This is a genomic window from Enterococcus diestrammenae (assembly GCF_049384045.1).
In the GTDB taxonomy this organism is placed as follows: domain Bacteria; phylum Bacillota; class Bacilli; order Lactobacillales; family Enterococcaceae; genus Enterococcus_C; species Enterococcus_C diestrammenae.
In genome coordinates this window covers 133130-157674 of record NZ_JBMRGR010000002.1, presented here as the reverse complement: position 1 = coordinate 157674, position 24545 = coordinate 133130, and the positions used below count along the sequence as shown (strand labels likewise).

At 43.0% G+C, this 24545-nt stretch carries 23 protein-coding genes and 1 tRNA gene; 4 read left to right on the top strand and 20 right to left on the bottom strand.

Translation table 11 applies throughout. The annotated features are described in order from the left end of the window. Nucleotides 1-54 precede the first annotated feature (54 nt). The 14 genes from rfbD to ACO03U_RS02220 form a co-directional block, all read right to left on the bottom strand. Complete coding sequence (rfbD, locus tag ACO03U_RS02285; RefSeq protein ID WP_161868456.1) at nucleotides 55-906, bottom strand: dTDP-4-dehydrorhamnose reductase; 852 nt, start codon at nucleotides 904-906, stop codon at nucleotides 55-57. A gap of 89 nt (nucleotides 907-995) precedes the next feature. Next, a complete protein-coding gene (rfbB, locus tag ACO03U_RS02280; RefSeq protein WP_161868455.1) occupies nucleotides 996-2024 on the bottom strand; it encodes a dTDP-glucose 4,6-dehydratase in 1029 nt (342 codons plus the stop codon). Nucleotides 2025-2072: 48 nt separating this feature from the next. Beyond that, a complete protein-coding gene (gene rfbC, locus ACO03U_RS02275; protein ID WP_161868454.1) occupies nucleotides 2073-2654 on the bottom strand; it encodes a dTDP-4-dehydrorhamnose 3,5-epimerase in 582 nt (193 codons plus the stop codon). Nucleotides 2655-2657: 3 nt separating this feature from the next. Further along, entirely contained in the window at nucleotides 2658-3527 is an 870-nt protein-coding gene (rfbA, locus tag ACO03U_RS02270; protein ID WP_204685165.1) for a glucose-1-phosphate thymidylyltransferase RfbA, read from the bottom strand. A gap of 202 nt (nucleotides 3528-3729) precedes the next feature. After that, nucleotides 3730-4434, bottom strand: coding sequence for a glycosyltransferase family 2 protein (locus ACO03U_RS02265; RefSeq protein ID WP_204685163.1), 705 nt, complete (start codon nucleotides 4432-4434; stop codon nucleotides 3730-3732). Continuing rightward, complete coding sequence (locus ACO03U_RS02260) at nucleotides 4431-5261, bottom strand: glycosyltransferase family 2 protein (RefSeq protein ID WP_204685161.1); 831 nt, start codon at nucleotides 5259-5261, stop codon at nucleotides 4431-4433. The genes ACO03U_RS02265 and ACO03U_RS02260 overlap by 4 nt, the downstream gene beginning before the upstream one ends. Continuing rightward, nucleotides 5261-6034, bottom strand: coding sequence for a glycosyltransferase family 2 protein (locus tag ACO03U_RS02255; protein ID WP_204685160.1), 774 nt, complete (start codon nucleotides 6032-6034; stop codon nucleotides 5261-5263). Before ACO03U_RS02255 ends, ACO03U_RS02260 begins: the two co-directional genes overlap by 1 nt. A gap of 42 nt (nucleotides 6035-6076) precedes the next feature. Next, nucleotides 6077-7231 (bottom strand): EpaQ family protein, encoded by a 1155-nt coding sequence (locus tag ACO03U_RS02250; protein ID WP_204685159.1) that lies wholly within the window; start codon nucleotides 7229-7231, stop codon nucleotides 6077-6079. Nucleotides 7232-7587: 356 nt separating this feature from the next. Then, complete coding sequence (gene asnS, locus ACO03U_RS02245; protein ID WP_204685156.1) at nucleotides 7588-8886, bottom strand: asparagine--tRNA ligase; 1299 nt, start codon at nucleotides 8884-8886, stop codon at nucleotides 7588-7590. A 261-nt stretch (nucleotides 8887-9147) separates the two neighbouring features. After that, a complete protein-coding gene (locus tag ACO03U_RS02240) occupies nucleotides 9148-10338 on the bottom strand; it encodes a pyridoxal phosphate-dependent aminotransferase (protein ID WP_161868447.1) in 1191 nt (396 codons plus the stop codon). Nucleotides 10339-10493: 155 nt separating this feature from the next. Then, complete coding sequence (locus ACO03U_RS02235) at nucleotides 10494-10994, bottom strand: cell wall elongation regulator TseB-like domain-containing protein (protein WP_204685153.1); 501 nt, start codon at nucleotides 10992-10994, stop codon at nucleotides 10494-10496. A 116-nt stretch (nucleotides 10995-11110) separates the two neighbouring features. Next, a complete protein-coding gene (locus ACO03U_RS02230; RefSeq protein WP_204685151.1) occupies nucleotides 11111-13912 on the bottom strand; it encodes a helicase C-terminal domain-containing protein in 2802 nt (933 codons plus the stop codon). A gap of 927 nt (nucleotides 13913-14839) precedes the next feature. After that, nucleotides 14840-15040, bottom strand: coding sequence for a cold-shock protein (locus tag ACO03U_RS02225; RefSeq protein ID WP_161868444.1), 201 nt, complete (start codon nucleotides 15038-15040; stop codon nucleotides 14840-14842). Between the two features lie 234 nt (nucleotides 15041-15274). Next, nucleotides 15275-16399, bottom strand: coding sequence for a baeRF6 domain-containing protein (locus tag ACO03U_RS02220; RefSeq protein ID WP_204685149.1), 1125 nt, complete (start codon nucleotides 16397-16399; stop codon nucleotides 15275-15277). Nucleotides 16400-16902: 503 nt separating this feature from the next. On the opposite strand from ACO03U_RS02220, the gene ACO03U_RS02215 reads away from it, so the two are divergent. Both ACO03U_RS02215 and ACO03U_RS02210 read left to right on the top strand, forming a co-directional pair. Further along, nucleotides 16903-18237 (top strand): Y-family DNA polymerase, encoded by a 1335-nt coding sequence (locus ACO03U_RS02215; protein WP_204685144.1) that lies wholly within the window; start codon nucleotides 16903-16905, stop codon nucleotides 18235-18237. Beyond that, nucleotides 18234-18596, top strand: a complete 363-nt coding sequence (locus ACO03U_RS02210; RefSeq protein ID WP_204685142.1) for a hypothetical protein — start codon at nucleotides 18234-18236, stop codon at nucleotides 18594-18596. Before ACO03U_RS02215 ends, ACO03U_RS02210 begins: the two co-directional genes overlap by 4 nt. 65 nt (nucleotides 18597-18661) lie before the next feature. On the opposite strand, the gene ACO03U_RS02205 is transcribed toward ACO03U_RS02210, so the two are convergent. Then, nucleotides 18662-19594, bottom strand: coding sequence for a DUF7916 family protein (locus ACO03U_RS02205; RefSeq protein ID WP_204685140.1), 933 nt, complete (start codon nucleotides 19592-19594; stop codon nucleotides 18662-18664). 138 nt (nucleotides 19595-19732) lie between these two features. Here ACO03U_RS02205 and ACO03U_RS02200 point away from each other — a divergent pair. Together ACO03U_RS02200 and ACO03U_RS02195 are read left to right on the top strand one after the other, a co-directional pair. Further along, nucleotides 19733-19804: transfer RNA gene (locus tag ACO03U_RS02200), tRNA-Arg, on the top strand. 541 nt (nucleotides 19805-20345) lie between these two features. Continuing rightward, the gene (locus tag ACO03U_RS02195) at nucleotides 20346-20525 is read left to right on the top strand and encodes a hypothetical protein (protein ID WP_161868439.1); all 180 of its coding nucleotides are present in this window, start codon (nucleotides 20346-20348) and stop codon (nucleotides 20523-20525) included. A gap of 110 nt (nucleotides 20526-20635) precedes the next feature. Here the strand turns inward: ACO03U_RS02195 and ACO03U_RS02190 are convergent, their stop codons facing one another. From ACO03U_RS02190 to ACO03U_RS02170, 5 genes are all read right to left on the bottom strand, one after another. Further along, entirely contained in the window at nucleotides 20636-21826 is a 1191-nt protein-coding gene (locus ACO03U_RS02190; RefSeq protein WP_423104385.1) for a GNAT family N-acetyltransferase, read from the bottom strand. Nucleotides 21827-21903: 77 nt separating this feature from the next. Beyond that, complete coding sequence (locus tag ACO03U_RS02185; RefSeq protein ID WP_161868437.1) at nucleotides 21904-22320, bottom strand: DUF3284 domain-containing protein; 417 nt, start codon at nucleotides 22318-22320, stop codon at nucleotides 21904-21906. After that, the gene (locus ACO03U_RS02180; protein ID WP_161868436.1) at nucleotides 22298-22504 is read right to left on the bottom strand and encodes a DUF3188 domain-containing protein; all 207 of its coding nucleotides are present in this window, start codon (nucleotides 22502-22504) and stop codon (nucleotides 22298-22300) included. The genes ACO03U_RS02185 and ACO03U_RS02180 overlap by 23 nt, the downstream gene beginning before the upstream one ends. A 45-nt stretch (nucleotides 22505-22549) precedes the next feature. After that, a complete protein-coding gene (locus ACO03U_RS02175) occupies nucleotides 22550-22768 on the bottom strand; it encodes a hypothetical protein (RefSeq protein WP_161868435.1) in 219 nt (72 codons plus the stop codon). A 174-nt stretch (nucleotides 22769-22942) separates the two neighbouring features. Further along, the gene (locus ACO03U_RS02170; RefSeq protein WP_204685136.1) at nucleotides 22943-24433 is read right to left on the bottom strand and encodes a PTS sugar transporter subunit IIC; all 1491 of its coding nucleotides are present in this window, start codon (nucleotides 24431-24433) and stop codon (nucleotides 22943-22945) included. Nucleotides 24434-24545 lie beyond the last annotated feature (112 nt).

Genomic DNA, 24545 nt, shown 5'->3' with positions numbered 1-24545 from the left:
ATTGTTATAGAAACGATTATACCGGACAAAAGCGTCAGACTCAACTGCTCTTGATTAATCCTTAAGCTGTTGACCTTGGGCTAACATCTGAGCTAGCGCTTCTTGCCAAGTGGGAATCGTAAAACCTAACCCATGGGCTTTTGATAAATCAAGCACCGAATACTGTGGACGTTGGGCTTTTTGGGGGTATTCAGCAGAAGTCACTGGTGCAATCTCCACCGAGCGCCCTTTCAAAATCTCTTTGGCAAACTGATACCAACTACATTGTCCTTCATTGGCCAAATGATAGATGCCATAAGGCGCTTTTTCGCGGATGACAAAAGTCATAAACTCCGCCAACGTTCTCGTCCAAGTTGGTCGGCCGATTTGGTCATCAACAACCGTCAATCGAGGATGACTCTCGGCTAATTTTTGCATCGTAAAGACAAAATTGTGTCCGTAATTACCGAAAACCCAAGAAGTCCGGATAATATAATACTTAGTTAGCGTTTTTGCCACGATTTCCTCGCCTAATAGTTTTGTACGCCCATATTCATTTAGCGGATTGGGTTTCGCATCTTCAGGGTAGGCGCCTTCTTTTAGACGGCCATCAAAGACATAGTCAGTACTAATATAGACCAATGTCGCCCCCACCGCTTGACAAGCATTCGCTACATTTTGCGTTCCAGTCCCATTGATTTCTTCATCTAAATCTTTTGCTTCATCCTCTGCCTTATCCACCGCAGTATACGCCGCACAGTGGTAAATTACTGAAGGCTTCACTTTGGTAATATAAGCCATCGTTTGTTCCCCATCGGTAATATCCAATTCCTTGGCATCCGTGGAAAGATAGTCCACTCCTTGTTCATCCAAGAGTTTTCGCAATTCAGTGCCTAGTTGGCCATTGCCACCAGTAATTAAGATCATCGTTATTTCCCTCCAGCATTAGTATGTAGCCTTTTCCCTGAAACTTTCACCCTCAGAAAAAGGCAGGAAGCTCCTGCCTTTTCCAAGAATCATTGGCCATTTTCTGCGTATTTCGCTTCAACAGCTGCTTTTTCTGCTTGCCACCAGGCTTGATTGTCTGTGTACCATTGAATCGTGTGGGCCAAGCCTTCTTCAAAATTAGTAAACTGTGGCCGCCAACCCAACTCGGTTTCCAATTTCGTCGCATCGATGGCATAGCGTAAATCATGCCCTGGTCGATCCTTCACATGATCATAATCATGAGGGTCTTGTCCCATCAAGGTCAAAATATCTTCCAAGACTTCTTTATTATTTTTCTCACCATTTGCACCAATCAAGTAAGTTTCCCCAATGTGGCCTTTTGTCAAAATCAGCCAAACTGCGGCTGAATGGTCCTCGGTATGAATCCAGTCACGGACATTTTTACCATCACCATACAATTTTGGACGATTCCCACTTAGAATATTAGTAATTTGCCGTGGAATAAATTTTTCAATGTGTTGGTAAGGGCCGTAGTTATTGGAGCAGTTTGAAATCGTCGCCTGCAAGCCAAAAGAACGTACCCATGCTCGAACCAGTAAGTCTGAACCAGCTTTAGAAGCGGAATAAGGACTTGAAGGGTTATAAGGGCTTTGGTCTGTGAATTTTTCCCCCACGCCTTCTCCATGACCAGGCAAATCTTCTCGCAACGGTAAGTCACCATAAACTTCATCTGTTGATACATGATGGAACCGTACCCCATGTAAACGACAAGCTTCCAGTAGTGTATAAGTCCCTACCAAATTTGTTTGGATAAACGGTGAGGGATCTTTCAGGGAATTATCGTTATGGGATTCAGCCGCATAGTGGACGACAGCATCTGCTTTGGCTACTAATTGATTGACCAATTGGCTGTCAGCAATATCCCCCACGACCAATTCTACCCGATCTTCTGGCAGCCCAGCTAAATTGGCGCGATTGCCGGCATAGGTTAGTTTATCCAAGACCGTCACGTGAACCTCGGGCTGATGTTTCACCACATAATGAACAAAGTTGGAACCAATAAAACCGGCACCACCTGTTACGATAATGTTTTTCATGTTAAAACTCCTTCAAAGCATTTTCTATTTTTTCAAAGTTCGGCATCCTTAGATTTCGCCATAGACAAATGGATTATGACTTTCAAATTCTTTAAAGCTTGGGTGGTGGCGATCTTTTTCCGAAAGAATGGCTTTCGTTCCATTCAGTTGCCAGTTCACCGCCAAAGTCGGATCATCAAAAGCAATTCCGCCGTCCGCGTCAGCATCGTAATAGTTATCACATTTATACAAAAAATGCACGTCTGGGGTCAAAGTCAGAAAGCCATGGGCAAAACCTTTGGGTACCAATAATTGCCGCTGGTTGCTAGCGGATAGGATAAAGCTTTCCCATTGGCCATAGGTGGGGCTACCTTTGCGCAAATCTACAATCACATCTAATAAGGCTCCCGTTACTGCTCGAACTAGCTTGGTTTGAGCGGCTTGTCCCCGTTGAAAATGCAATCCCCGTAGCACGCCCGGTTGCGTCGAAAGGGAATGATTGTCTTGTACAAAATGATAATCCAAACCAGCTTTTTGAAAATCAGCTTCGGAATAACTTTCCATAAAGAAGCCTCGGTGGTCGCCATAGACAGCCGGTTCCACGATATACGCATCCGTTAAGGTCGTAGCAATTTTTGTAATTTGTCCCATGATTTATAACTCTCCTACTAAACGAAGCAAATACTGCCCGTATTGATTTTTTTTCAAAGGTTGCGCCAAAGCAATCAGCTTCTCTCGATCGATGTAACCCATCCGGTAGGCGATTTCTTCCAAACAAGCAACTTTCAAATTTTGGCGTCCTTCGATGGTAGCGATAAAACTAGACGCTTCCAGTAATGATTCATGGGTACCCGTATCTAACCAGGCAAACCCCCGGCCCATCACCTCTACCGCTAATTCTCCGCGCTCCAAATAGGCTTGGTTGACATCGGTAATCTCCAACTCACCCCGTGATGAAGGTTGGATTTGTTTGGCAATCTCCACTACTTGATTGTCATAAAAATACAAACCAGTCACAGCATAATTGGATTTTGGAATCGTTGGTTTTTCTTCAATGGAAACGGCATGCATCTCATCATCAAACTCCACCACGCCAAAGCGTTCTGGATCATTGACATGGTAGCCAAAAATCGTCGCCCCATGCTCTTTGGCCGCTGCTCGTTGCAACATTTTCGATAAGCCACCACCATAATAGACATTGTCTCCTAGAATAAGGCAGACACTATCCTCACCGATAAAGTCTTCACCAATCAAAAAAGCCTGGGCTAAGCCGTCGGGACTCGGCTGGACCGCATACTGAATAGTCAAGCCTAAGTCACTTCCATCGCCGAATAGCTCTTCAAAACGCGGCGTATCCTGTGGAGTTGAGATGATCAAGATTTCCCGAATCCCCGCCAACATCAGCACGGACAACGGGTAATAGATCATTGGCTTGTCATAAATCGGCATCAACTGCTTTGATGTTGCTTTGGTCAATGGATACAGGCGCGTCCCTGAGCCGCCTGCTAAAATAATGCCTTTCATAAAAAAACTCCTTATTGGGTTATTTACAAAGACCGTCTTTCAATAGTGAAGTGACATACACTACTCGTCACTGTTATCACCTGATTTTTGCCTTCACACATCCAACATTATCTCATAAAAATAGCTATTAAGAAAGATGAAACCCGTGGCTTCCCTTTTCTCGGTAGCCAATCTTTTTGCAATCTCAAAATTAGTTTGCCTGCTACCAGCGCTTTTTCCGTCTAGCTAAAGCCAGAATCAAATGAAACCGCCAAGAGATTTTTTGTCGCAAACTGGTAGTGGTTTGTAACTCACTGGCATTGTCACCATGTCGCCGGTATAAGGTTAACGGTCGCCGAAGTAAGACAATGTCCGGCTCAGCCAGCAAGCCAATCCACATATCATGCATTGGCAGCTTTTCAGGAAACGGTAGAATCGTTTCTTTCAGCTGACTTCGAAAGGCCATACCGGCACCAATATAGCCATTTTTCCAGATATTGCGCCAAAAACCCGTTTTAACTTGCTTCATCTGAAAAAAAGAAGGCTCAAGGGGATGCAACTCAACATCCGTTACCGTCAAATCACCAATCACTACTTGAACTTGCGGCTGCTCCCTAAACACCGCCACCATCGCAGCGACTTTCTCAGGCAACCAAACATCATCTTGGTCTGCTAAAAAAATAATTTCTCCTCGCGCCTGCTTAATGGCATTTTCAAAGTTGCGAATTAAGCCTTTTTTCGGTCCTGCCACCAGCCGAACGCGCAAATCAGCTGCTTGATAGTTTTGTAAAAGCTGCAAGGTGGTATCAGTTGAGCCGTCATCTGATACGATGAGTTCATCGGTGGGTTGCAATTGCTTCAGGATGGAATCAATCTGAGCCTCTAGATATTTCTCGCCATTAAACGTCGCCATGCACACGGAAATCACGGCTGTTCCTCCTTTAACTGTCGATACGCTTGCCAGGTAAGGCGCCAAATTTGACGATTTTTCACCGTCAAAAACTGCTTCATCCAACGACGTAAGAGTTGCTGACGGTGTCGTGGCAGTAGCTCCCGATCATATTGTTGATAAAATAAAGTTTCTCCTGCTAGGATTGATTGGTACCGGGAAGTGCTAACTTGTTGATAATACAACACGGAAAGGTCATGAGTCATTTTTTCCTGAGACACGGCCACAGCCTTGCCAGCTTGAAACAACCGCCAGAAAAACCAATGATCAAGAAAATCCAGCGGGAAAGCTTCATTGAAACCGCCAATTTCCTCCAAATAGGCCAAGGCGATTCCACAACCAGAGTTTACAGCCATCACACGCTGATACTGGACCCCAGAGCCAATCGGTTTTGAATACCGATCGATATATTCTCCAGCGGCCAGAGGTGATAACTGCCGCTGACCACTAAACAAACGTGGCACTACTACCGGAATCTCATCGGTGAAGGAAAATGTCGCTACTTCCTCCATATAGCTTTTCGTCAACTGGGTATCTTGATCTAGTAACAGCAGACGATCGCAACCTGTTTTACGCATTTGCGCAAATGCAAAATTGTAGGCTGAAGCCAAGCCCGGATTGGTAGCATCATGGTGATACAATACATGCGGCAAATCAAAAAACGGATGCTGTTGTGGCTGAGGACTATTGTCATAGAGTAGCACCCTGGCCTCCTGAGTCGCTAAAAAGTCCTCTAAAATAGGTAAAAGTGGTGACTCCTGCCACCGTTGCCGGTACAAGACCACCACTATCATAAGACGAGCCATTAGAAAAACCTCCATCCCCATTTGCTGAAAAACTTGCCCATGGATTGAATGAAAATCCGAAACAACCGGAAACTTTTATGGGCCCCTTTCCCATACAAATGAGTCACTTGAGCTTCTGGCGTATATAAAATCTGCTCACCGGCTTTACCAAAGCGCAAGCACAAATCATTGTCCTCAAAATACATAAAGAAGCGCTCATCAAAACCATCGATGGCTTTAAACTTCGCCACATCTACCAACATAAAGCAACCAGAGCCCATCTTAATAAAGCTGTCCCGGTCTGTAGGTAAATCACGGCACTCAAAATCCGCCAACCGTTTATCAAACAAACGGTTTAGAAAACGAATGGAAACAAAGCGTAAAAAGTAGTCAAAGACCGCTAACCGATGGCGTACTAAATGTTGGGTGCTCCCATCCAAGTTCAAAACTTTGGGACAAACCGCCGCCGCTTCTTGTTGCTTCATCTTTGCAATCATCACATCCACATCGGCTTTTGTCACCAAAATGTCGGGATTGCAGATGATAGCATAGCGATTTTTCGCAGGTAATAATACTTGATTGTGCCCATAGCCAAAGCCCTGATTTTGCTCAGCAGCTAGCAAGGTCACAAAGGGATAGGATGCGATTTTTTGACGATACTCCGCCTCGGAACCATTGTCATAAACCACCACTTGAAAGTCACCACTAGGGATTACTTCGGCAGCCAGACGGTCTAAGGTTTGGAAGATATCTTTGCTATTATAAGTCACAATACTAATAAGAATTTTATCCATCTTAACAGTCCTAAACATCTGATTTAGCGCTACTCTTCACCATCACTGCACTTTTTTTGTAGCTGGAGCAACCGCCAAGCCCAAAAAGCAAAACATGATTGGCACCCATTGAATCACCATCAAACTATCTTCCATAAAGCCATATGCTAAAGCTAGGAAAAAGGCAATTAGACAGCTGATCTGTTCATGAGAAAGAGTCGCCATTTTGTTTCTTAATTTTAAAATAGTATAACTCAAACCGGAACTCAAGAAAACATAGCCAATAACTCCGAAGTTACACAATAAGTACAAATAACTATTATGAGTACTAAACAGGTGCGGTCCGTAAAGAAATGGCTTCTGTCCAGTAAAAATTGCTCGTTTACTTGGTAACCATTGTTGGAAAAAAGCATGCCAAATATTTTCACGATCAGTAAAAAGGTTCATGGAAGGTGATTCGGCAATAAACCAGGTTACAAAAGGTGCTAGCAAAAACAATAATGGAAAGCCCCACAACCAAAAGCGGTGTTTTTCTAAAAATTGTTTTGGCAAGACCAAATCTAAGAAGATAAACGCCGCTAAGACTAAAAAGGAAGTCCGCGATTGACAGCCCCAGGTTCCAATCAATCCTAGCAAATACAACAAGCTTTGCCAAATTTTACCGCCTTTTAATTCCAAAGAGCGAATCATCAGCACCGAGAGAATACTTGAAAACATGATTACTGCACCAATGACATTGACATTGATCCAAATCTGAATCAAGGAATTGTCTAATGTAAAGAAGTTACCAATCAAGCCGGCATTAATCAAGTGTTTAAATAGGCGGAAAAGCATCAACAGTAAGATAATAACATTTATTGCTAGCATTAAGCTTTTATCCACTTTGTCAAAAGGGACTAAGCGACAAGCCAACACAAACAGAAAAATCACTGCCGGAATAATGGACATATCAAGGGTTGCCGCATTGCGATAGTCAGCGGTGAAAATATTCATGATGGAATCAGCAAGGGCTAACCCTAAGAACACCCAGTCACCACGAGTCAGCTTTTTGATATTTAGCAAGATAACCACTATCATCAGGCCACCTAACCAATAAGCAAAATCACTAAAAAACGGATCAATCAACGGATGACTGATGCCCAATAACCAAATACTATTGGAAACTCCAATCGTAAACAAAATCAATAACGTACTTACTCGGTGGATCACTTTTTCCATAACCCTGCTTCACTCCTGCTACTCTCAACTTTTCAATACAACCTAGTATACAATAAAAGTCGCTATCTGTCCGTCTTCTTTACGAAATCCTTGCTTTTTCTCTGGTGCTTTGCCGCATTAATGGCAACAACAAGTAAGAAACTAGGTTTGGTACTCTTTAAAAGAATGACTACTCTTTAAAATTTCATAAACAATTTACTGAAAATCTCAGAGAGTCGGTTGGTCTTACTCCGGAGAATCTCTCGGGCTGTAGTGGGACTGACAACTCAGTTTCCAGGTCGCTAAATTTCACCTTTTTCGTCAAAAAAACAGTGGGCGCCCTCTTAAAGAGGAAACCCACTGTCAAAGCGTTTTGTTTATGGATAAATCCGGTTTAGCAAACGTGGAAACGGAATTGCTTCTCTAACGTGTTCAATTCCCGCTAACCAAGTGACTGTTCGTTCTAAGCCTAAACCAAAACCAGCGTGAGGCACAGAACCATATTTTCGCAAGTCAAGGTACCAAGAATATTCATTTTCATCCAAACCATGGTTACGAATTTCTTCCAATAAGTATTCGTAATCCGTCGCCCGTTCGCTGCCCCCGATGATTTCACCATAGCCTTCTGGTGCAATCATATCGGCGCAGATGACAACATCATCCCGAGTTGGGTGAGGTTTCATGTAAAATGGTTTGATCGCTTTTGGATAGTTCAAAATGAAGACGGGTTGGTCAAAGGAATTGGCGATAAACGTTTCATGAGGTGAGCCAAAGTCATCCCCCCATTGAATATCATCAAACCCATTTTTTTGTAACAAGGCCACCGCATCATCATAAGAAATTCGTGGATAAGGCAATTTGGTATATTTTTCCAAGACTTCCCGGTCTCGACCTAAGACATGCAAGGCGTAATCACAATTGTCTAAGACGCTTTGCACCAAAAAGGCAACGTATTGTTCTTGGACTTCCAAGCTTTCTTCTTGATGCGTAAAGGCCATTTCCGGTTCAATCATCCAAAATTCGATCAAGTGACGGCGGGTTTTGGATTTTTCTGCTCGGAAAGTAGGCCCAAAGGAGAAGACTTTTCCAAAGGCCATCGCAGCGGCTTCCATGTACAATTGGCCGGATTGAGACAAATAGGCTTTTTGATCAAAGTAGTTGGTCTCGAACAAATCCGTCGTCCCCTCTGGCGCAGAACCAGTTAGAATTGGTGGATCAATCTTCACAAAGCCATTATTGTTGAAAAATTCGTAAGTCGCCCGAATCAACTCGTTGCGGATTTGCATGATTGCGTGTTGTTTGGAAGAACGCAGCCACAAATGACGGTGATCCATCAAAAAGTCTGTGCCGTGTTCTTTTGGTGTGATGGGATAATCATGACTTTCTCCTACCACTTCGATACCAGAAATGCCGATTTCATAGCCAAATTTTGAGCGACTATCTTCGCGAATCTCACCGGTAATCATAACGGCGGTTTCTTGGTTAAGGTTTTTCGCCAATTGGAAGACCTCTTCTGGTACTTCGCTTTTAACGACGACCCCTTGAAAATAAGCGGTTCCGTCTCGTAGCTGTAAAAATGCGATTTTACCACTGGAGCGTTTGTTAGCCACCCAAGCACCAATTTGAACTGTTTGGCCCACGTGGTTTTTCGCATCAATAATTTGAATTTGTTCCACAGTTGTCTCTCCCGTCTTTTTGTTATCAAAACTGATTTTAATCGTTTACCGCTGAATTTTCAACAACCAACCGTTTTATTTAGTGACTTCTGAAAAAAATCTCACCAAATTTGGCGCTTTTCCCTACTCCGTGAAAAAAAACAGCGACCCTTTTCACGCCAAAAGACTCGTAAAAGCAGAAGTTCCTGACAAGTTTGCTGCAACTTGCAAGATCACCCAACTTTTCGAGTCTTTTAACAGGAAGGCTAACGCCACTTTCGCTTATTTGATGCGTTTTTTCTCAACGAAGGCCGTGATGCGCTTCACAGCTTCTTCTAACGTATCCCAATCAGCGGCATAGCTGATGCGCAAGTTTTCTGGTGATCCAAAACCAGCCCCGGTTACCGTAGCAACGTGGGCTTCTTCCAGTAAATCATTGACAAAAGTCGTCACATTATCATACCCACACAAGGCCATCGTCCCTGCGACATTTGGGAAAAGATAAAATGCGCCTTGTGGTTTGGTCAACTTGACTCCAGGAATCGCTGCTACAAGTGGATATAATTTATTTAAGCGGTCTTCAAAGGCCAAGCGCATTTCTTCAACGGAATCTTGTTCTCCTGTCAAGGCCTCTAAAGCAGCGTATTGACTGGCAGCAGTCGGATTGCTGGTGGACTGTGAAGTGATTTTGGCCATCGCAGCAATGATTTCCTTGTTACCAATCGCAAAACCGATCCGCCAGCCAGTCATTGAATACGTTTTTGATACGCCATTGATGACTAACGTATTTTTACGAATGGCTTTACTGATGGAAGCCATTGGTGTGAAATGATTGCCGTTATAAACCAAACGACCGTAAATATCATCGGCAACAATCAAAATACCGTGTTCTACCGCCCATTCACCAATGGCTCGGAGTTCTTCTTTAGTGTAAATCATCCCTGTTGGATTTGAAGGTGAATTTAACAAAATCGCAACAGTTTTCTCACTACGAGCTGCTTCCAACTGCTCTGGAGTGACTTTGAAGTCATTGGCCATTTGCCCTTCGACAAAAACCGGTACTCCTTCAGCTAGTTTGATTTGTTCCGCATAGCTTACCCAATAAGGAACAGGAATGATGACTTCATCACCGGCATCCAAAATTGCTTGAAACAACGCATAAAGTGCAAATTTAGCCCCATCGGTAACGATGGTTTCTTCCACTTGATAATCCACACCATAGTACTTTTTCATATAATCCACGACTGCCCGGCGCAGTTCAGGAATCCCGGCTGCTTGGGTATAAAAACTAGCTTCCCCGCTATGGATGGAAGTAACCGCCGCTTCCTGAATATTCACTGGTGTCGGAAAATCAGGCTCTCCCACTGTCAAACTCAGTACGTCATAGCCTTCAGACTTTAGTTGTTTGGCTTTGGCAGCTGCCGCCAAAGTTACGGATGGTTCAAGCTTTTGTGCCCGTTGTGATAATTTCATAAAAACATCCCCGCTTCCCTTTTATTTATCCAAACCCCAAACTTGTAACCAATCAGCAACCATTGAAAATCTTGAATCTCCCACTTACCGTTGAAACTCTCAGCGGTCTTAGCTTGGATTCTTTTCAATAAAGTAAACTAGCTTTACAAGTTTCGTTAAATCCCATGAATTCTTTTAATTTCTTTGCCATCAGCAAAGGATAACAATACATAACCAACTTCATCATTTTCAGTGGTGGTCGCCACTTCCCACACCGGTTTTTCTTGGAACATTCCTAAGCGGGCATTGGTAACATAGTCATCTGGATAGGCTTCGGCAGTTTTACGCAAAGCTTGCGTTTCAGTGATGCCATCTGCTTGCTTCAAAACTTTAATCTTGTTGCCTTCTTTAGGGAGAATCACCGCGATCTCATCGCCTTTTTTATCCTTCCCAGTCAGACTGAAATAAGTTTCTTCTCTTGTAAACCAGTAAAAATTATCAACGGTAGCTAAGTCGGTATATTTTTTGGCTAATTCCGTTGCTTCTTCTTGGGCTTGTGCCATCGGTCGCTGGCTGCGGTACATCAAGACTGAAAAACCAATCAAGACCGCGATCAAAAAAACAGCAACTCCCATCAAAATCCACTCTAGGCGATGGCTTTGTTTTGTCTCCTCCATAATACTTGCACTCCTGACTACCTACAAGCAGGGAAATCCGAACATTTAGTTAGAATAATTCAGCTTCAACCGTTTTCTCGTAAGTTTTTTTCATTATAGCAGATTTTTTTGAATAATTAATCATCTTTTTCATAATTTGTAGGATTTCTTAAAAAGCGGGTCATTTCCGCTTTTAATGCAACGGGGGAAAGTTGCATTAGCGGTACCTTTCTCGGGAAGGCCTGAGCTAATTTGCGACCATACTTCGTCGTCACTAGCCGACGATCCAAGACGATCATCAGCCCCCGATCCTCCGTACTTCGGACCAAACGTCCATAAGCCTGACGCAGACGTAAAGCTGCTTGAGGGATTGCTTCTTCGCTAAAAGGATCCAAACCTTGCTCTTTCAAATATTGGTTACGGGCGGCCACCAATGGACGTTTGGGATTGGTAAAAGGCAAGCGTGTAACAATCAAAACCTCTAATCGTTCTCCAGGCAAGTCGACGCCTTCCCAAAAACTATCCGCTCCAAATAAGATACTGTCTTTTGAAAGACTAAACCGGCGCAGCAATTTTTCGCGACTGCCCCCAACACCTTGCGCTAAAATCTCCCTTCCGGCAGCCAAGAACTTCATATGCAGCCGTTCATAGACTCTTTGCAACGTATCGTGGGAAGTAAACAACACAAGAATCGGTTTAGCCACCGGGGTGACAATTTCCTCAATGTACTGAGCCAGTTGATCAGCATATTCTTGAGGAGGCAATTCATGAATGGCAATCCCTTTATCTGGTAAAATCACCCGGGTCTGTTTCGGGTAATCAAAAGGTGCCTGGATAATTTTTACCGGTGCTTCAGGAATTCCCAAGCGATTCGGGAAATAATGGCGATTTCCACCGATTTTCAAGGTACCACCAAGGTAGAGAATCTTATCATAACGAGAATACCACTTCGTTTTTGGCAATAACGGTGCTGCGAAATCCGTCAATTGGAAAACCGCAGTTATTTGATTGCTATGGGGAACTAACCAGTGCACCAATTCTTTTTGCCACTGGGTAAACCATCGAGTCAAAATTTCTCCTTCTGCCGAAACTTCCGCTAATAAATCCAACAGGCTTTCCAAAAGCACTGTTTCAGACGGCAGCCAACGATTAATCCAGGACTGGACTTGTTGCCGCAAAGATTGCGCAATTTGTTCTGCTTCTTCGTAATACAAGAGCAACTTGGCTTGTGCTTTCCGAGGGGCTAAATCAAAGCTGTCCAGCTCTTCTTTAGTCACGATTTGTTCTTGTGGGCAGTCCGTCCCTTCTGTCTTCAACAAATGGGTCACTAAGATTTCTTGCATCTCCACCAAAGCTGTCAGTTCTTGCAAATACAATTCTAGCTGACTTATAAATTGAGGTTCTCCTTGAAAAAGCTGCATTAGCTGGGTAAATAACCCCGTCTCTGAGGTCAACCCCCCGACTTGTTTACGAAAACGAAACGTGGAAACTTGCTGTCGACCAGCCTGTTCACAAATATCAGGCAAATGATGGGCTTCATCAATCAATAAAAAGCGACTTTTAGGCAGCTGCGGGCGTTCTCGCAAAGATTCCCGCGCCAAAAAAGCATGGTTGACAATCAATAGGTTGCTTTGACTCATGCGTTTATGCAAAAAGCGCAGAAAATCATGAGGATAGAAAGGATTTTCTGAATCTAATAAAACCGTCCCTCGGTGCCCACAATCTTGGAAAAAAGGATGGTCCAACCGAAGCAAATTTAACTCGTCAAAGTCACCGGTGACCGTCTTTGTTAGCCAAACCAGCGTCGCCATTTGATACAAGCGGTATTGTTTTTGCTGTGGCGGCATTTGCAAGGAAATAGCAAAACGTGCCAAATCCAAATAATGCCGTTGCCCTTTGATCACGGTGGCCACTAACGGTTGCGGTAGCACTCGATTGATAAGTGGCAAATCTTTTTGGACCAACTGATCTTGCAATAATAAAGAGGCAGTACTGACAATCAGCGGTTCCTCCGGTGTGGCTAGATAAGCCGCCGGCAATAAGTAGCCGATGGTTTTTCCCATCCCTGTCGCTGCTTCAATAAACAAATCTTTCGTAGTCGGCAACCCCTCCGATTGACTGTCAGAAAAATGACGATAAACCAAATTCATCAGCCGCGCCTGTTCTTTATAAAAGTGTAATTGTCCGTTAAAAAGCTGTTCCTTTGCCTTCTTTTTCAAAGGATAGATACTCTCATAAAGATTTTTTTCAAACAAGGGCAAGGGCTTTTTTCGTAGTGCAATCCCGTCAACTATCAGCAAATTGTCTGCCAAGGGAGGATTTTTCCGGCGCATCTCCATGAGGTTTTTGCGGATAAACATCCCCGTCTGCATCCCCATCATATCAGCAAGACTAGCGATTCTTTCCATCGTCACTAAAGGCAACTCCCGCATAATTTGCTGAATATACAGCAATAGCGCGGCAGTCACTTCCGCATCACTATCTGCTTGATGTGGATTGTCGTGGTGTAAACCGAGGTTTTCAGCCAAATCACCCAAACGAAAACTCGTGGCGGTGGGCAGAAAGACTTGTGCCAGTTCCACCGTGTCAATCCCCGGAATCGTCATCTCCGGTACCTGACACCGCCGAAATTCGTGATTTAAAAATTGATAGTCAAAATAAATATTATGGGCAACAAAAATCGTATCCGCCAACAAATTGGCAATAGTTGGCGCAATATCTTCAAAATAGGGAGCCTTTTGTACTTGACTATTGCTAATTTTGGTCAAATTTTGGATTTGTTTTGAAATTCGTTTTCCCGGATTGACATCAGTGGCAAAACGATTGATCACTTGGCCATTTTGAATCAAGACACAGCCAATCTGGATAATTCGATCAGTTTTCGGATCGGTACCGGTAGTTTCAATATCCACCACCGCGTAAATTGCCTCATGAGCCATCTTTGTCATCCTCTCTATTGCATCGAGAAAAATTATACTACAACGGCAACACTTGGGGCAACCAAACGTCCAGTGCCTCCCTGCTGAGATCAAAGTCATTTTGATGTTTAACTTTTATACGCTCTTTATTGGTTAGAGTGTCAAAAGTACTTTTCTAAATATAAGCACCCTTAAGTAAACTATAGGAGAAAAGCAGCCTTCCTATCGTTTTAGGTCTGGTCTCCTCCTTGATTGAGCTTTTTTAGATAAGATATGGGATTTAGTTTTTCAATCATTTTGTCTTGTACTTTTGACACCCTACCTTTAGCTATGAGAAAGTCATCCGGTCTTGCTTCTGGAGAATCCCTCAAGTTGTAGTGGGACCAATAAATGCCAACAAAAAACAGTTGTCATGTTACTAGCTCACCTTAGCGATTTCTGCTTAGGTGAACTGTATGCGATATGCTCCTTTAGCCTTCGGACATCCTTAACACTACTACCCGAAGCATTCTCCTCCAGCAAGTCCGCCCTGTTTTATCGATAATCAATTTATTCCTTTTGCTTCATAAATCCAGCAAATTGTTTTCTTGTAAGGTAGCAGATGTACCATGAAAAAGGTGAGATTTAGCAGAGTAGAATTGGATTGACAGTAGCTCTAAAGATGCGTAATGAATTACTTAGAGTTGTGGTGCTTGCACCACTTACTCTAAGTTTGAATGCGCAAGGCAAAAGACAAACAGATTTTTCGTTTGGCTTTTGCCGGTCTAGCTACCGTCAACCCAATTCCTACGGAGCTAAATTTCACCTTTTTCAGACATCAAAATGACGGTATACTACACCACTTAGTTCCTGATACATCAAGCTTTTTGGAGTTTAATTTTTATAAGTTCTTTAGCTATTAAAAAAAGCCTGACGGGATTTCCGTCAGACTCGTTGGTTTAAAATGGATTAGCCTTTAACAACGTTTGTTGCTTGAGGGCCACGTTGGCCGTCTTCAACGTCGAAAGTCACTGTTTGACCTTCTTCTAATGTTTTGAAGCCGTCACCTTGGATTGCAGAGAAGTGAACGAATACGTCGTTGCCGTCTTCTGCAGTGATGAAACCGAAACCTTTGTCAGCGTTGAACCATTTTACAGTACCTGTTTGCATATTAAATATCCTCCTGTGTGGGGTTTGCCCACAATTTGTTTTGCGCAATTTCATGTATCGGGTGTCAATGGGGATGTTTAACTATGGAAACAAACCATAAAAGCCCTTCACTAAAACTACAATTTGTATTGTAACATAGTTTGCAATCATTACCTAATCTTTTTAACAAAAGTGAAGAAAAATCCCCCCTCATCAGAAAAAAGACTGATGGGAAGGGATTTCAAATCTTAAGTTTTAATAACGCAAGATGGCTACGAGACTCTTTTCATCTGGCGCATCAGCTTGGTCAAGAATAAAGACTTCACCGCCGTTTTTCACCACATAGTCTGCCATCGTATTCAATACTTGGCGTCGATCATACTCAGTATCAGGGTCTTCCCCAAAGCCGTCCACCAAATTACTGGTAGCGATAAAGAGATGGGAAATCCGTCCCTCTTTGGCAGCAGGTACGATATCCACCAATTGGTCCATAAATTTCTTATCCATCAGCTTTTGATAGGCTGTGATTTCTTTTTCTGCCCGTTGCTTAGCTACTTCACCAATTTGAGCTGCGATGTCTTGAGTACTCAAAGAGGCCGGAGAAGCACTGATGGCAACCTCACTACTGAAGAATGGTACTTTGGCATATTTTTTGAACATTGTCTGATTTTCTGGTAAAGCAAACAAGTACAAGGGGTAGTTTTCTGGATTGTCAAAGTCCTCACGTAAGAAGATATCCACTGCTTGATAATAGTTTTTCCAGTCGATTGCCACTTCTTCATCTTTGGCACTCACCCCATGATAGGCAACCCCTTCTTTATTAGAACCAGATAGACTCCCTAGGGTACGATAATTCAAACTACCACCAGTCAGCTCTTCTCCTAAAGCTGTCGGCACATCCACTGGCGCCCCTTCCGGAAGCTCGACTGGCGTTACTTGTTGATTGTCGACAAAATAAAGTTTCAAGGAATCACGGTTCAAAGCCAAAAGATAGTAAGTATAGTTAAACTGTCCATTTTTGATAACACCTAACAAATAAGGCATATCCCCGACATAGTATTGGTCATCGATGGGAATATTCATACGATGCACCACTGTTTGTTCTTCAGATAAAAAGATCGCTACGCTAGTTTGACCACTACGCCAAAAGGACTGATCTGCCAAAATAGCATCAATTTTTTCCTGGTAGGTATTCCAATTCTTGTCGGGATATTTCTTTTCAAAACGTTTTTTGGCTTCTTTGGCAAAATTCTTGAACTTGATTTGGTCCTTCTCCACATCCTGGTGGGCCACATGGGTGTTGAGCATCACAGAAACAAAAGGTCCTACAGCATTTGCTCCAGTCAACTCTGCCAATACTTTCTTGCCTGCTTTTGTCATAAACGATTCCCTCCTATTGTTGATGCTTTGTCCTAGCTAAATAACTAGACAAAGCTCCTTGCCAGTTTAAATACGATAAGTTATACCGTATTTAAAGTTTAACACGCTTACATTTATCGATAAAGTAAAACGATTGCTTAAAAATTGACCGATTTAGCAAAACTGCCTGACTAAAAAACAGATAAACCTTCTGGAGCAGCCCTCAGGTGGCGGGAGAAGTGCCACTCCCTAAAGAACCCTTGACGGTTGGCTAATAGGTCTAGATAGTGACCGTTAAAATAATGCAGTAATGACAAATTCTTTTTCAGTTAGTCGTCTACTTTAGCTAGCACCTTACCGATTTTTAGGGTGTCATAAATTAACTTTACAATTTTTAGCTACTGTTCGCTTTACAAACGCAAACATATGTTCTTATAATAAAAGAAAGGCGTTACTCACGAAGTCACCATCAACTAGTGAGTTGCTCCTGAGGCTATTTTAGATCGAAAGGAGGTGTCTGATTGATGCAGCGAGGATTTGATTATGCTACCGAACCTGTCCGCGATATTTTATTTATCGATGTTAAATCCTTTTATGCTACCGTGGAGTGTGCCCTGCGAGGATTGGATCCCCTGACGACTCTCCTTGTCGTCATGAGTACGGCCGACAACACCGGAAACGGTCTCATTCTAGCCTCTTCCCCCATGGCAAAAAAAACACTCGGCATCACAAATGTCACGCGAGCCGATAATCTACCCGCCCACCCTGACTTAATCAAAGTCTCTCCACGCATGAACCTATACATCCAGGAAAATGTCAAATTCAACGCTATTTTTCGTAACTATGTTGCTGACGAAGATTTGCTGATTTATTCCATCGATGAATCCATTCTAGACGTGACTGCCTCATTGAATCTCTTTTTCCCTGATCCCACCTTGAGTCGTAGTCAAAAACGTCACCTCTTGGCCCGGCGGATTCAAGAAGAAGTCTTGGAAAAACTAGGGTTAGTCTTGACAGTCGGGATTGGCGATAATCCTCTTCTGGCCAAACTCGCCTTGGACAATGCCGCCAAACACAATGACAACTATCAAGCCCAGTGGACCTATCAAACCATTCCTGAAACCATCTGGAAAATCCCTAACATGCAGGACTTTTGGGGCATCGGCCGGCGCATGACCCAAAATTTTTATCAGATGGGCATCGATAGTATCTACCAGCTGGCCCATACTGATCCTGAACTCCTACGCCAGCGTTTTGGCGTCATGGGTCAACAATACTATTACCATGCCAATGGAATCGATCGAACGATTTTGTCAGAAAAAAGTCCCGTGGTGCAGGAAAAATCTTACGGCAATAGCCAAGTTCTCCCCAAAAATTACGTCAAACAACAAGAAATCGAAATTGTCGTCAAAGAAATGGCTGAACAAGTTGCCACTCGCATTCGTCGCCATGGCTGCCTCACCCAGTGTATCAGCTTGTTCATCGGTGTCGCCCAAGGAGAGACCAGAGGTGGGTTTTCTCATCAGATGAAGATCCCTGCTACGGATAGCACCAAAAAACTAACCGCCTACTGTCTTCAACTTTTTCGCAAGTATTATCGCGGACAAGTCGTGCGCCATGTGGGCATCAGTTATTCGCAACTACTTTTCACTAATAGTCGCCAACTGAGTCTGTTTGAAACTCCCGAAAAAGCAGCAGCCGATCAGCGCTTGGATCAAATCATCGACAAAATCCGTAGTAAATATGGCTTTACCGCAATCGTCCACGCAACAAGTAAATTAGATGGCGCTCGTAGCATTGCCCGCTCCCATTTAGTCGGCGGACATGCTGGTGGTGCAGGAGGATTAGATGGCTTATGACAAACGAATTACACCCTTACCAAGATCGCAAAAAACTCAAATGGAACGGTTTCTACCTTTCCGAGCACACCAGTCAGTTGGCCCTTGAAAAAAAAGAACGCGCCCTGACTTGGCCGGCCAAACCAATGATGACTACCGAAGAAATCGGCGCACTTTTGAGAGAAGCCCAGATTAAAGATCGGGTCATTGCCCTTCAAAAAGAAGAAGTCGATCCAGAAGGTGGCTATTCACCAGATATTATCGGCAAAATCCGTGGCTATGACGAACTAGGCATCTATATCGCCGAAGAAAAAATTCATTACGACGAAATCCGCCACGTCGCCTTCCATGCCTTACACAAATGGAGCGATTTGGATTGAAAAAAGGCTGTTTAGAGATAGCACCATCTCTAAACAGCCTTTTACTAATATCCTCAATCCGCAAATTAACGATTGATTGATTGTCCACAACGATACAAGGTATGACGCATCCCTCGAATTGCAATCGAGGTTTCAAAAATATTTTCCACCGGTGCTAATCCACCATAGCCGGCATCGCCAATGTGTTGGATATCGACACCACAAGTTTTTCCAGTCAAAGCGATTTGACGCAAGGTTTCTGGACGAGCACTTTCCTGGCTCGTGCCAATGGCTGTCATGGTAAGCAAATCCCGCGCTTTAGCAAATTTGACAGCTTCGATTAAATCTTGTTCCAAAAAGCCTTGAATTGTTCCCACTGCTGGCATCAACAAAATATCTACCCCAGCCTCTGCATAAGCAGCAATCGCTTCTTTAGTAACCACTGGTTCGTCGGAGCCTGCACTGTGCATCTTACCAGCGATAATTAAGCCGGAAAAATGTTCTTTTGCAATCTTCACAGCGTCAGCAATCGCTGCATTGGTCACGCCCGTCCCTGGGTTGCCAGTAAAACAGATGAAATCGACTCCCATTGCTTCTGCCTGCTTGATGGTTTCCACCGAACTCGTCCGCCCTTTGGAGATGACCACTTGTTCACTCATCAAATCTAAGTCGTCTGGAATTGGTTCCAAATTAATCCCAATTGGTCGACCGGTAAGTTTTTTCAATATTGGAATTGGGTTTTCAATTTTAGCGGATTCGTCCATTACCCGCTCAAAAGATACTCCAGGCACTCCCATAACCACTGGATGGAAACAATCAAACCCATTCAATAAGATTAGATCCGCGCCAAAAGCTTTTGCCACTTCCGCATTGGTCAAATCACCGACTTGTGGCATCGTTCCTACCACATTTTCAACACAAATCGTCCGGCCTTCACTGGCTTTGATGGACTGTTTCAGTTCGGCCCCAGTCATCTGTGCGACTTCACTAGGGGTTGCACTAATCAATCGTTTTACCATTTTCTTTCCTCCTACACTCTCTAAAAGTAGTTCCCACCCAGCATTAGTCTAGCTTTTTGCCTAGCAAAACTAGGAAAACCACGGCTACTACTTGAAACTCCCCATTAACAAGGTTAAAATAAACCATACCTTATCCTTGTTCCCTTAGTTAAATGGATATAACAAATCCCTCCTAAGGATTAGTTGCTGGTTCGATTCCGGCAGGGAACGTTTTCTTTCTTGATTATACAGCCTGGATAAAATTGTTGCAATCACGCGGTCTATCGCTATTTTAGCTAGACCACTTGGTTGCAATTTTTAGTTTACCGACAGTAATTTATACAATGACAACTAGACCTTTACCAAGTAGTAAACATCTGTTTTTAATGCGATTTCAGAATCAAGCCCGGCAACCCGACAAGATGATTAGCTTGTTAGTCTTTATAAAACCCCCTGATCCTCTTTTGCTTAAAATCATCCCACGAAGTTACCACGAACCAATCTGGTCACAACCAAGCTGACGGCTGTAAATAACGGTCTATTCCATTATCTTATACTTTTTTTAAATGAAAAAAATTTTCTTTTGATCGCTTGTGAAAAAAAACACGCCACAGCCTCTCGCTACAAAGACGTAAGGCTCGTTTTTTTGAATTTTCCAGTAACAAAACAGCTATTTATCGTTAGAAAATACACAATCTAGGCACTAGACCCACCATTGAATAGGTGCTAGAATACCAGTATAGAAATAACAAACAATTTAGGAGGGATCGCTATGAAGCAGCGTAAAGAAGAAATTCTTGCTCGACGCATGAATCAATACAAACAATCACGGGAAGCAGTTGTTAAATCTGCCTTAAAAGAACGAGAAGTCAACTGTGATGAAACAAAAACACCTGCTACAAAATCAATCCGCTTTAAATTTGTTCGAACAACTATCAATACTCCTCAGTAACCTGTTAATTTTAAAACTTCCCACTTCCACCTTGCTTTTTGCAGGTGGAAGTTTTTTGATTTGTTGAAAAAACCGCTAATCAGGATTTTCTGACTAGCGGTTTTTCATTTTTAAAAATAATCTTCCAAAATTGGTTTTTGGTCTGGCAGAATGGCCTTCAAACTTTTTAAAGTTTTTTTATCTACCTCGATTAAATCGTGAAAAGCCAGCGTTTCTGGGGTTAAGTATCCCATAAATAATTGGCTGAAGCGTTGGATAGTCAAACTCACTTTAGGAAGCTGAGTCGTAGCAACTTTAGCAATTGTTACGCCCTGCTCGCCCTTTTGAAGTTCAAAAAGACCGTTATTCCATGGAGCATAGCGATCTTCAACGATTTCCAGTGCCAAACTTTCTGGTAAGTTAGCCACTTTTTTCGTATCTTTTAGAAAACTTGCTACGTCCACTACTCGGGCCATCATTTCTGGAACCACCCGAAAATCCTGTAAGGGAACCTGGGTCAAAAATTGGAGATTTTCCCCATCATATCCCATCTCATAAAAAATTCGGGCGACAGAGCCACTATGGGAGGCTACAAATCGATTTAATCCCCGAAAGGCCTCACCACTTAACCAAGTCCATTCAGCAATGGTCATCAAGCCTGGTTGTAAAAGATAGACCAAATAACCTTGAGGATTTCCATTTGCATCGTAATAGATTGCATACTGATAATCCTTACGCAGTGGAAACTTAAAGTCTAGCCACCAGCTGTCCCGTTGCACCCCACCTTGATGATGGCGTTGAGCTTTTGGAAATAGTTCTGAGATGATGGGTTTGGCCTCTTGCCAATCAAGGCGCCGCAACGTCCCTGGTACTTTTGCCGAATCTGGCCACTGGTTTGCTGGTACATCATAGACCGCCCGTTCAAAAATCAACTCATAACCATAGCGGCGATAAAAAGGATAAGAAAAAGGGGCTAAATAGGATAAATTAGCTCCCCGCTCGCGAGCTGTCGCCAAAAGTTGTGTCATAATTTGGTCAATTCGTCCCTGACTGCGGTATTCCGGATAGCTGGCTACAAAACCAACGCCTACCATCAGATGGGTATCTCCGAACAAATCCACAGAAAAAGGGGTGGCCATCACTTGACTAGCCAGTTGGCCTTTGTCATCAAAGGAACCAAAATTCCAGGAGTTTTCCGCTAACATCTGAAAACGTTGGCGATTCTTTTCGGACAACTCCCATTGAAAAGCGTAGTGCACCAGTGCCATCATCTGATCCACATCAGCTAAAGTCATTTCTTTTACATCAGACAAGTCTGTCACCTCATTTAAGTTTGTTCAAAACAAGAGCCGGCATGGCTTTGGACCATCAAGGATGAGTCAAAAGCTACCGGCTACTCTTATGAATAGGATTTTTCGATCATAGTCATCATTTTTTTAAAGTTTCGCTTCTTAAAGAAACCGATGACGATCCCCATTACCATATCGTTCATCTGTTGCATAAACCCAAAGGATTTCATCGTTTCTTCGTAATGGACTTTGCAGCGGTCGCCACCTAGGTCCTCAATTTCATAACGTACGACAAAATCATTTTTGGTCGTCGAGGTTTTAAATTGGTAAATCTTATTTTCCTCGACTTCCTGAATCAAAATTTTCGCCCGGTTAAGTTTAGAAAACTGTTTGACGTATTCGTAGTTTTTTAGGCGGCTACGTTTGATGTCTTCACCGGTAACGGTCCGAATATCAAAAATAACTGAGTCGATAATCTTATCGTAAAACGCCTTAGCGGGCATCTTAAGTTCTTTCTCGATGATCATCTTTGTCGTTGCCTCCTTTTAACTTGTTGTTTTTAATTCCTTTGCGAAAGAGTACCCCACCAACGATGAACAATGTGATTGCCACCGAGATCCAATTCCAATTCCAATTGGCATTGTTGGGATTCATACTGGAGACCATCACCAGTAAACCAATCGCGATGAAAGCCAATCCATATTTATCCATAGTGATTTTTCCTCATTTCTATTTGGTACGCTATCAAAAAACAAATTAGATAGCAGCTGCTTGGAAGTACAACACAGAGCCCCAAGGTTGTGCTTTGATCAATTTTTTAGCCGCTGCTGCAGCTTCTGTCGGATCACCGGTCACTTCAAAAATCATCTTGATGCCTTGTTTTTCTTTAAACGTGTAAGTGAAGTCGCCACCATTATACTCATTTAATAAGTTTTGAATTTCTGTTTGTTGCATAGCACTTGCGATTGAAATCATAATCTGTTCCTCCTAAAGTTGAAAATCATAGTTTGGCGACGACCATTACAATCATCGACCCTATGTACAATTATACACCATTGACTCTATGAAACGAACTTTTGCACTTAAAAGAAAAAGAAACCACCGCCACCTCTTTAGAAGCGGTGGTAGTTTCTTTAGTTTGTCATCCTCTTAGTTTTCTTCACCTAATGAAGGATCCATTTTGTTTGCTGCCAAGACGAATGGCAACCAGATGAAGAAGGCAACAACCATACAGATTAAGGTTACGATTGGTGCTTTCCAGTCCATAGTTGCAAGGAAGGACATCAAGATTGGTGGCACTACCCATACAACTTGTTGTGATACTGGAGCGACAAAACCAGAGACAGTTGCTACATAACCGATCAATGTTGTAACGATTGGTGCCACGATGAATGGGATGAAGAAGATCGCATTCAATACAATAGGCATACCAAACATTACTGGTTCATTGATATTGAAGATACCAGGTCCTACTGATAGTTTTGCAACAGTCAAGTAGTCGGCACGTTTTGAGAACAAGAAGATGGCAATCAACAAGACGATCGTACCACCGGAACCGCCAAACATGGTATATACGTCAAAGGAACCACGTACCCAGTTGTAAGCTTCGCCGTCTTTTACTGCATCCAAGACTGCATCGACACCAGTTTTACCGTTGTAACCTTTTTGGAAGATGTTGACGTTTTTAAGTTGGGCAACACCCCAAACACTTTCCAATACTGGAGACATTACGTTGGTACCATGGATACCGAAGAACCACAATACTTGAATCATCAACTGAACGATAACCAAGATACCGAAACCTTGGGAAACACCCAAGAATGGTTTAGCAATATATTCTTGGATCAAGTCAATTAACAATTGACCATTTGTTACTTTACCAACGACAAAGTTGATAATCGCAACTACATACAACCCAATCGCTGCTGGCAAGATTGCCGCGAAGGCGTTGGATACTGCTGGAGGAACTGAATCTGGCAATTTGATGGTGATGTTCTTTTGCATCAATTTTGCATAGATAATAACTGCAATCGCACCCATGATCATGATGGTGAAGTAACCATTGGCATTCAAGTGATCCAGTTTCAACCAACCCCAAGCATTGTTGGTGATGGTGTCAAATTCAGAAACTTTACCAGTTACTGCATCAGTCACAGTCGATGAACCGATGACAGAACCAACATCATTGCTACCAGTTGCTAAAGCATCTAAAGCATCTTGTGTCAAAGTCCCTTTAGGAACATTCACAGTTGCGCCAACAGAGAATTGTACGCCTTGTAAGAAAGCGGCAATCGCTACGATACCACCGGCCAAGTCATTGACCTTGTAGGCACGAGCCAAGTTGAAGCCCCAAGAAAAGGCGAAGATGATACCAGCAACGGCTAAAGTACCGTTCCATACATAGCCATTGACCCCAATGATTTCACGAATGACAGGAATTGTATTTCCGTCATACCCATCGATAAACTGAGTTGGCAAATCTCGAATAATAGCGTTGATCATTACGGCGACCGCACCGGCCATTGTTGCTGGCATTGTTCCGATAAATGCGTCACGCAGTGCAACTAAGTGTTTTTGTGCACCGATTTTCGCAGCTACCGGGAGGATGTGTTTCTCCATCCAGGCTGTTAATCCGTTCATTTTTTTCCCTCCTAATTATGAAAAACCATTTTATATGAAAGAATTCCTTCATATCAATTTTTAGGAACACACGCGAACCAACAAGCGTGTCCTCCGGTAAAGCGCACACATT

Bases quoted from the DNA above. Each gene is read 5' to 3' on its own strand.
- rfbD (WP_161868456.1), bottom strand. From the start codon at position 906: ATGATCTTAATTACTGGTGGCAATGGCCAACTAGGCACTGAATTGCGA.
- rfbB (WP_161868455.1), bottom strand. From the start codon at position 2,024: ATGAAAAACATTATCGTAACAGGTGGTGCCGGTTTTATTGGTTCCAAC.
- rfbC (WP_161868454.1), bottom strand. From the start codon at position 2,654: ATGGGACAAATTACAAAAATTGCTACGACCTTAACGGATGCGTATATC.
- rfbA (WP_204685165.1), bottom strand. From the start codon at position 3,527: ATGAAAGGCATTATTTTAGCAGGCGGCTCAGGGACGCGCCTGTATCCA.
- ACO03U_RS02260 (WP_204685161.1), bottom strand. From the start codon at position 5,261: ATGGCTCGTCTTATGATAGTGGTGGTCTTGTACCGGCAACGGTGGCAG.
- ACO03U_RS02255 (WP_204685160.1), bottom strand. From the start codon at position 6,034: ATGGATAAAATTCTTATTAGTATTGTGACTTATAATAGCAAAGATATC.
- ACO03U_RS02250 (WP_204685159.1), bottom strand. From the start codon at position 7,231: ATGGAAAAAGTGATCCACCGAGTAAGTACGTTATTGATTTTGTTTACG.
- ACO03U_RS02240 (WP_161868447.1), bottom strand. From the start codon at position 10,338: ATGAAATTATCACAACGGGCACAAAAGCTTGAACCATCCGTAACTTTG.
- ACO03U_RS02235 (WP_204685153.1), bottom strand. From the start codon at position 10,994: ATGGAGGAGACAAAACAAAGCCATCGCCTAGAGTGGATTTTGATGGGA.
- ACO03U_RS02230 (WP_204685151.1), bottom strand. From the start codon at position 13,912: ATGGCTCATGAGGCAATTTACGCGGTGGTGGATATTGAAACTACCGGT.
- ACO03U_RS02225 (WP_161868444.1), bottom strand. From the start codon at position 15,040: ATGCAAACAGGTACTGTAAAATGGTTCAACGCTGACAAAGGTTTCGGT.
- ACO03U_RS02220 (WP_204685149.1), bottom strand. From the start codon at position 16,399: ATGACAAAAGCAGGCAAGAAAGTATTGGCAGAGTTGACTGGAGCAAAT.
- ACO03U_RS02215 (WP_204685144.1), top strand. From the start codon at position 16,903: ATGCAGCGAGGATTTGATTATGCTACCGAACCTGTCCGCGATATTTTA.
- ACO03U_RS02210 (WP_204685142.1), top strand. From the start codon at position 18,234: ATGACAAACGAATTACACCCTTACCAAGATCGCAAAAAACTCAAATGG.
- ACO03U_RS02205 (WP_204685140.1), bottom strand. From the start codon at position 19,594: ATGGTAAAACGATTGATTAGTGCAACCCCTAGTGAAGTCGCACAGATG.
- ACO03U_RS02195 (WP_161868439.1), top strand. From the start codon at position 20,346: ATGAAGCAGCGTAAAGAAGAAATTCTTGCTCGACGCATGAATCAATAC.
- ACO03U_RS02185 (WP_161868437.1), bottom strand. From the start codon at position 22,320: ATGATCATCGAGAAAGAACTTAAGATGCCCGCTAAGGCGTTTTACGAT.
- ACO03U_RS02180 (WP_161868436.1), bottom strand. From the start codon at position 22,504: ATGGATAAATATGGATTGGCTTTCATCGCGATTGGTTTACTGGTGATG.
- ACO03U_RS02175 (WP_161868435.1), bottom strand. From the start codon at position 22,768: ATGATTTCAATCGCAAGTGCTATGCAACAAACAGAAATTCAAAACTTA.
- ACO03U_RS02170 (WP_204685136.1), bottom strand. From the start codon at position 24,433: ATGAACGGATTAACAGCCTGGATGGAGAAACACATCCTCCCGGTAGCT.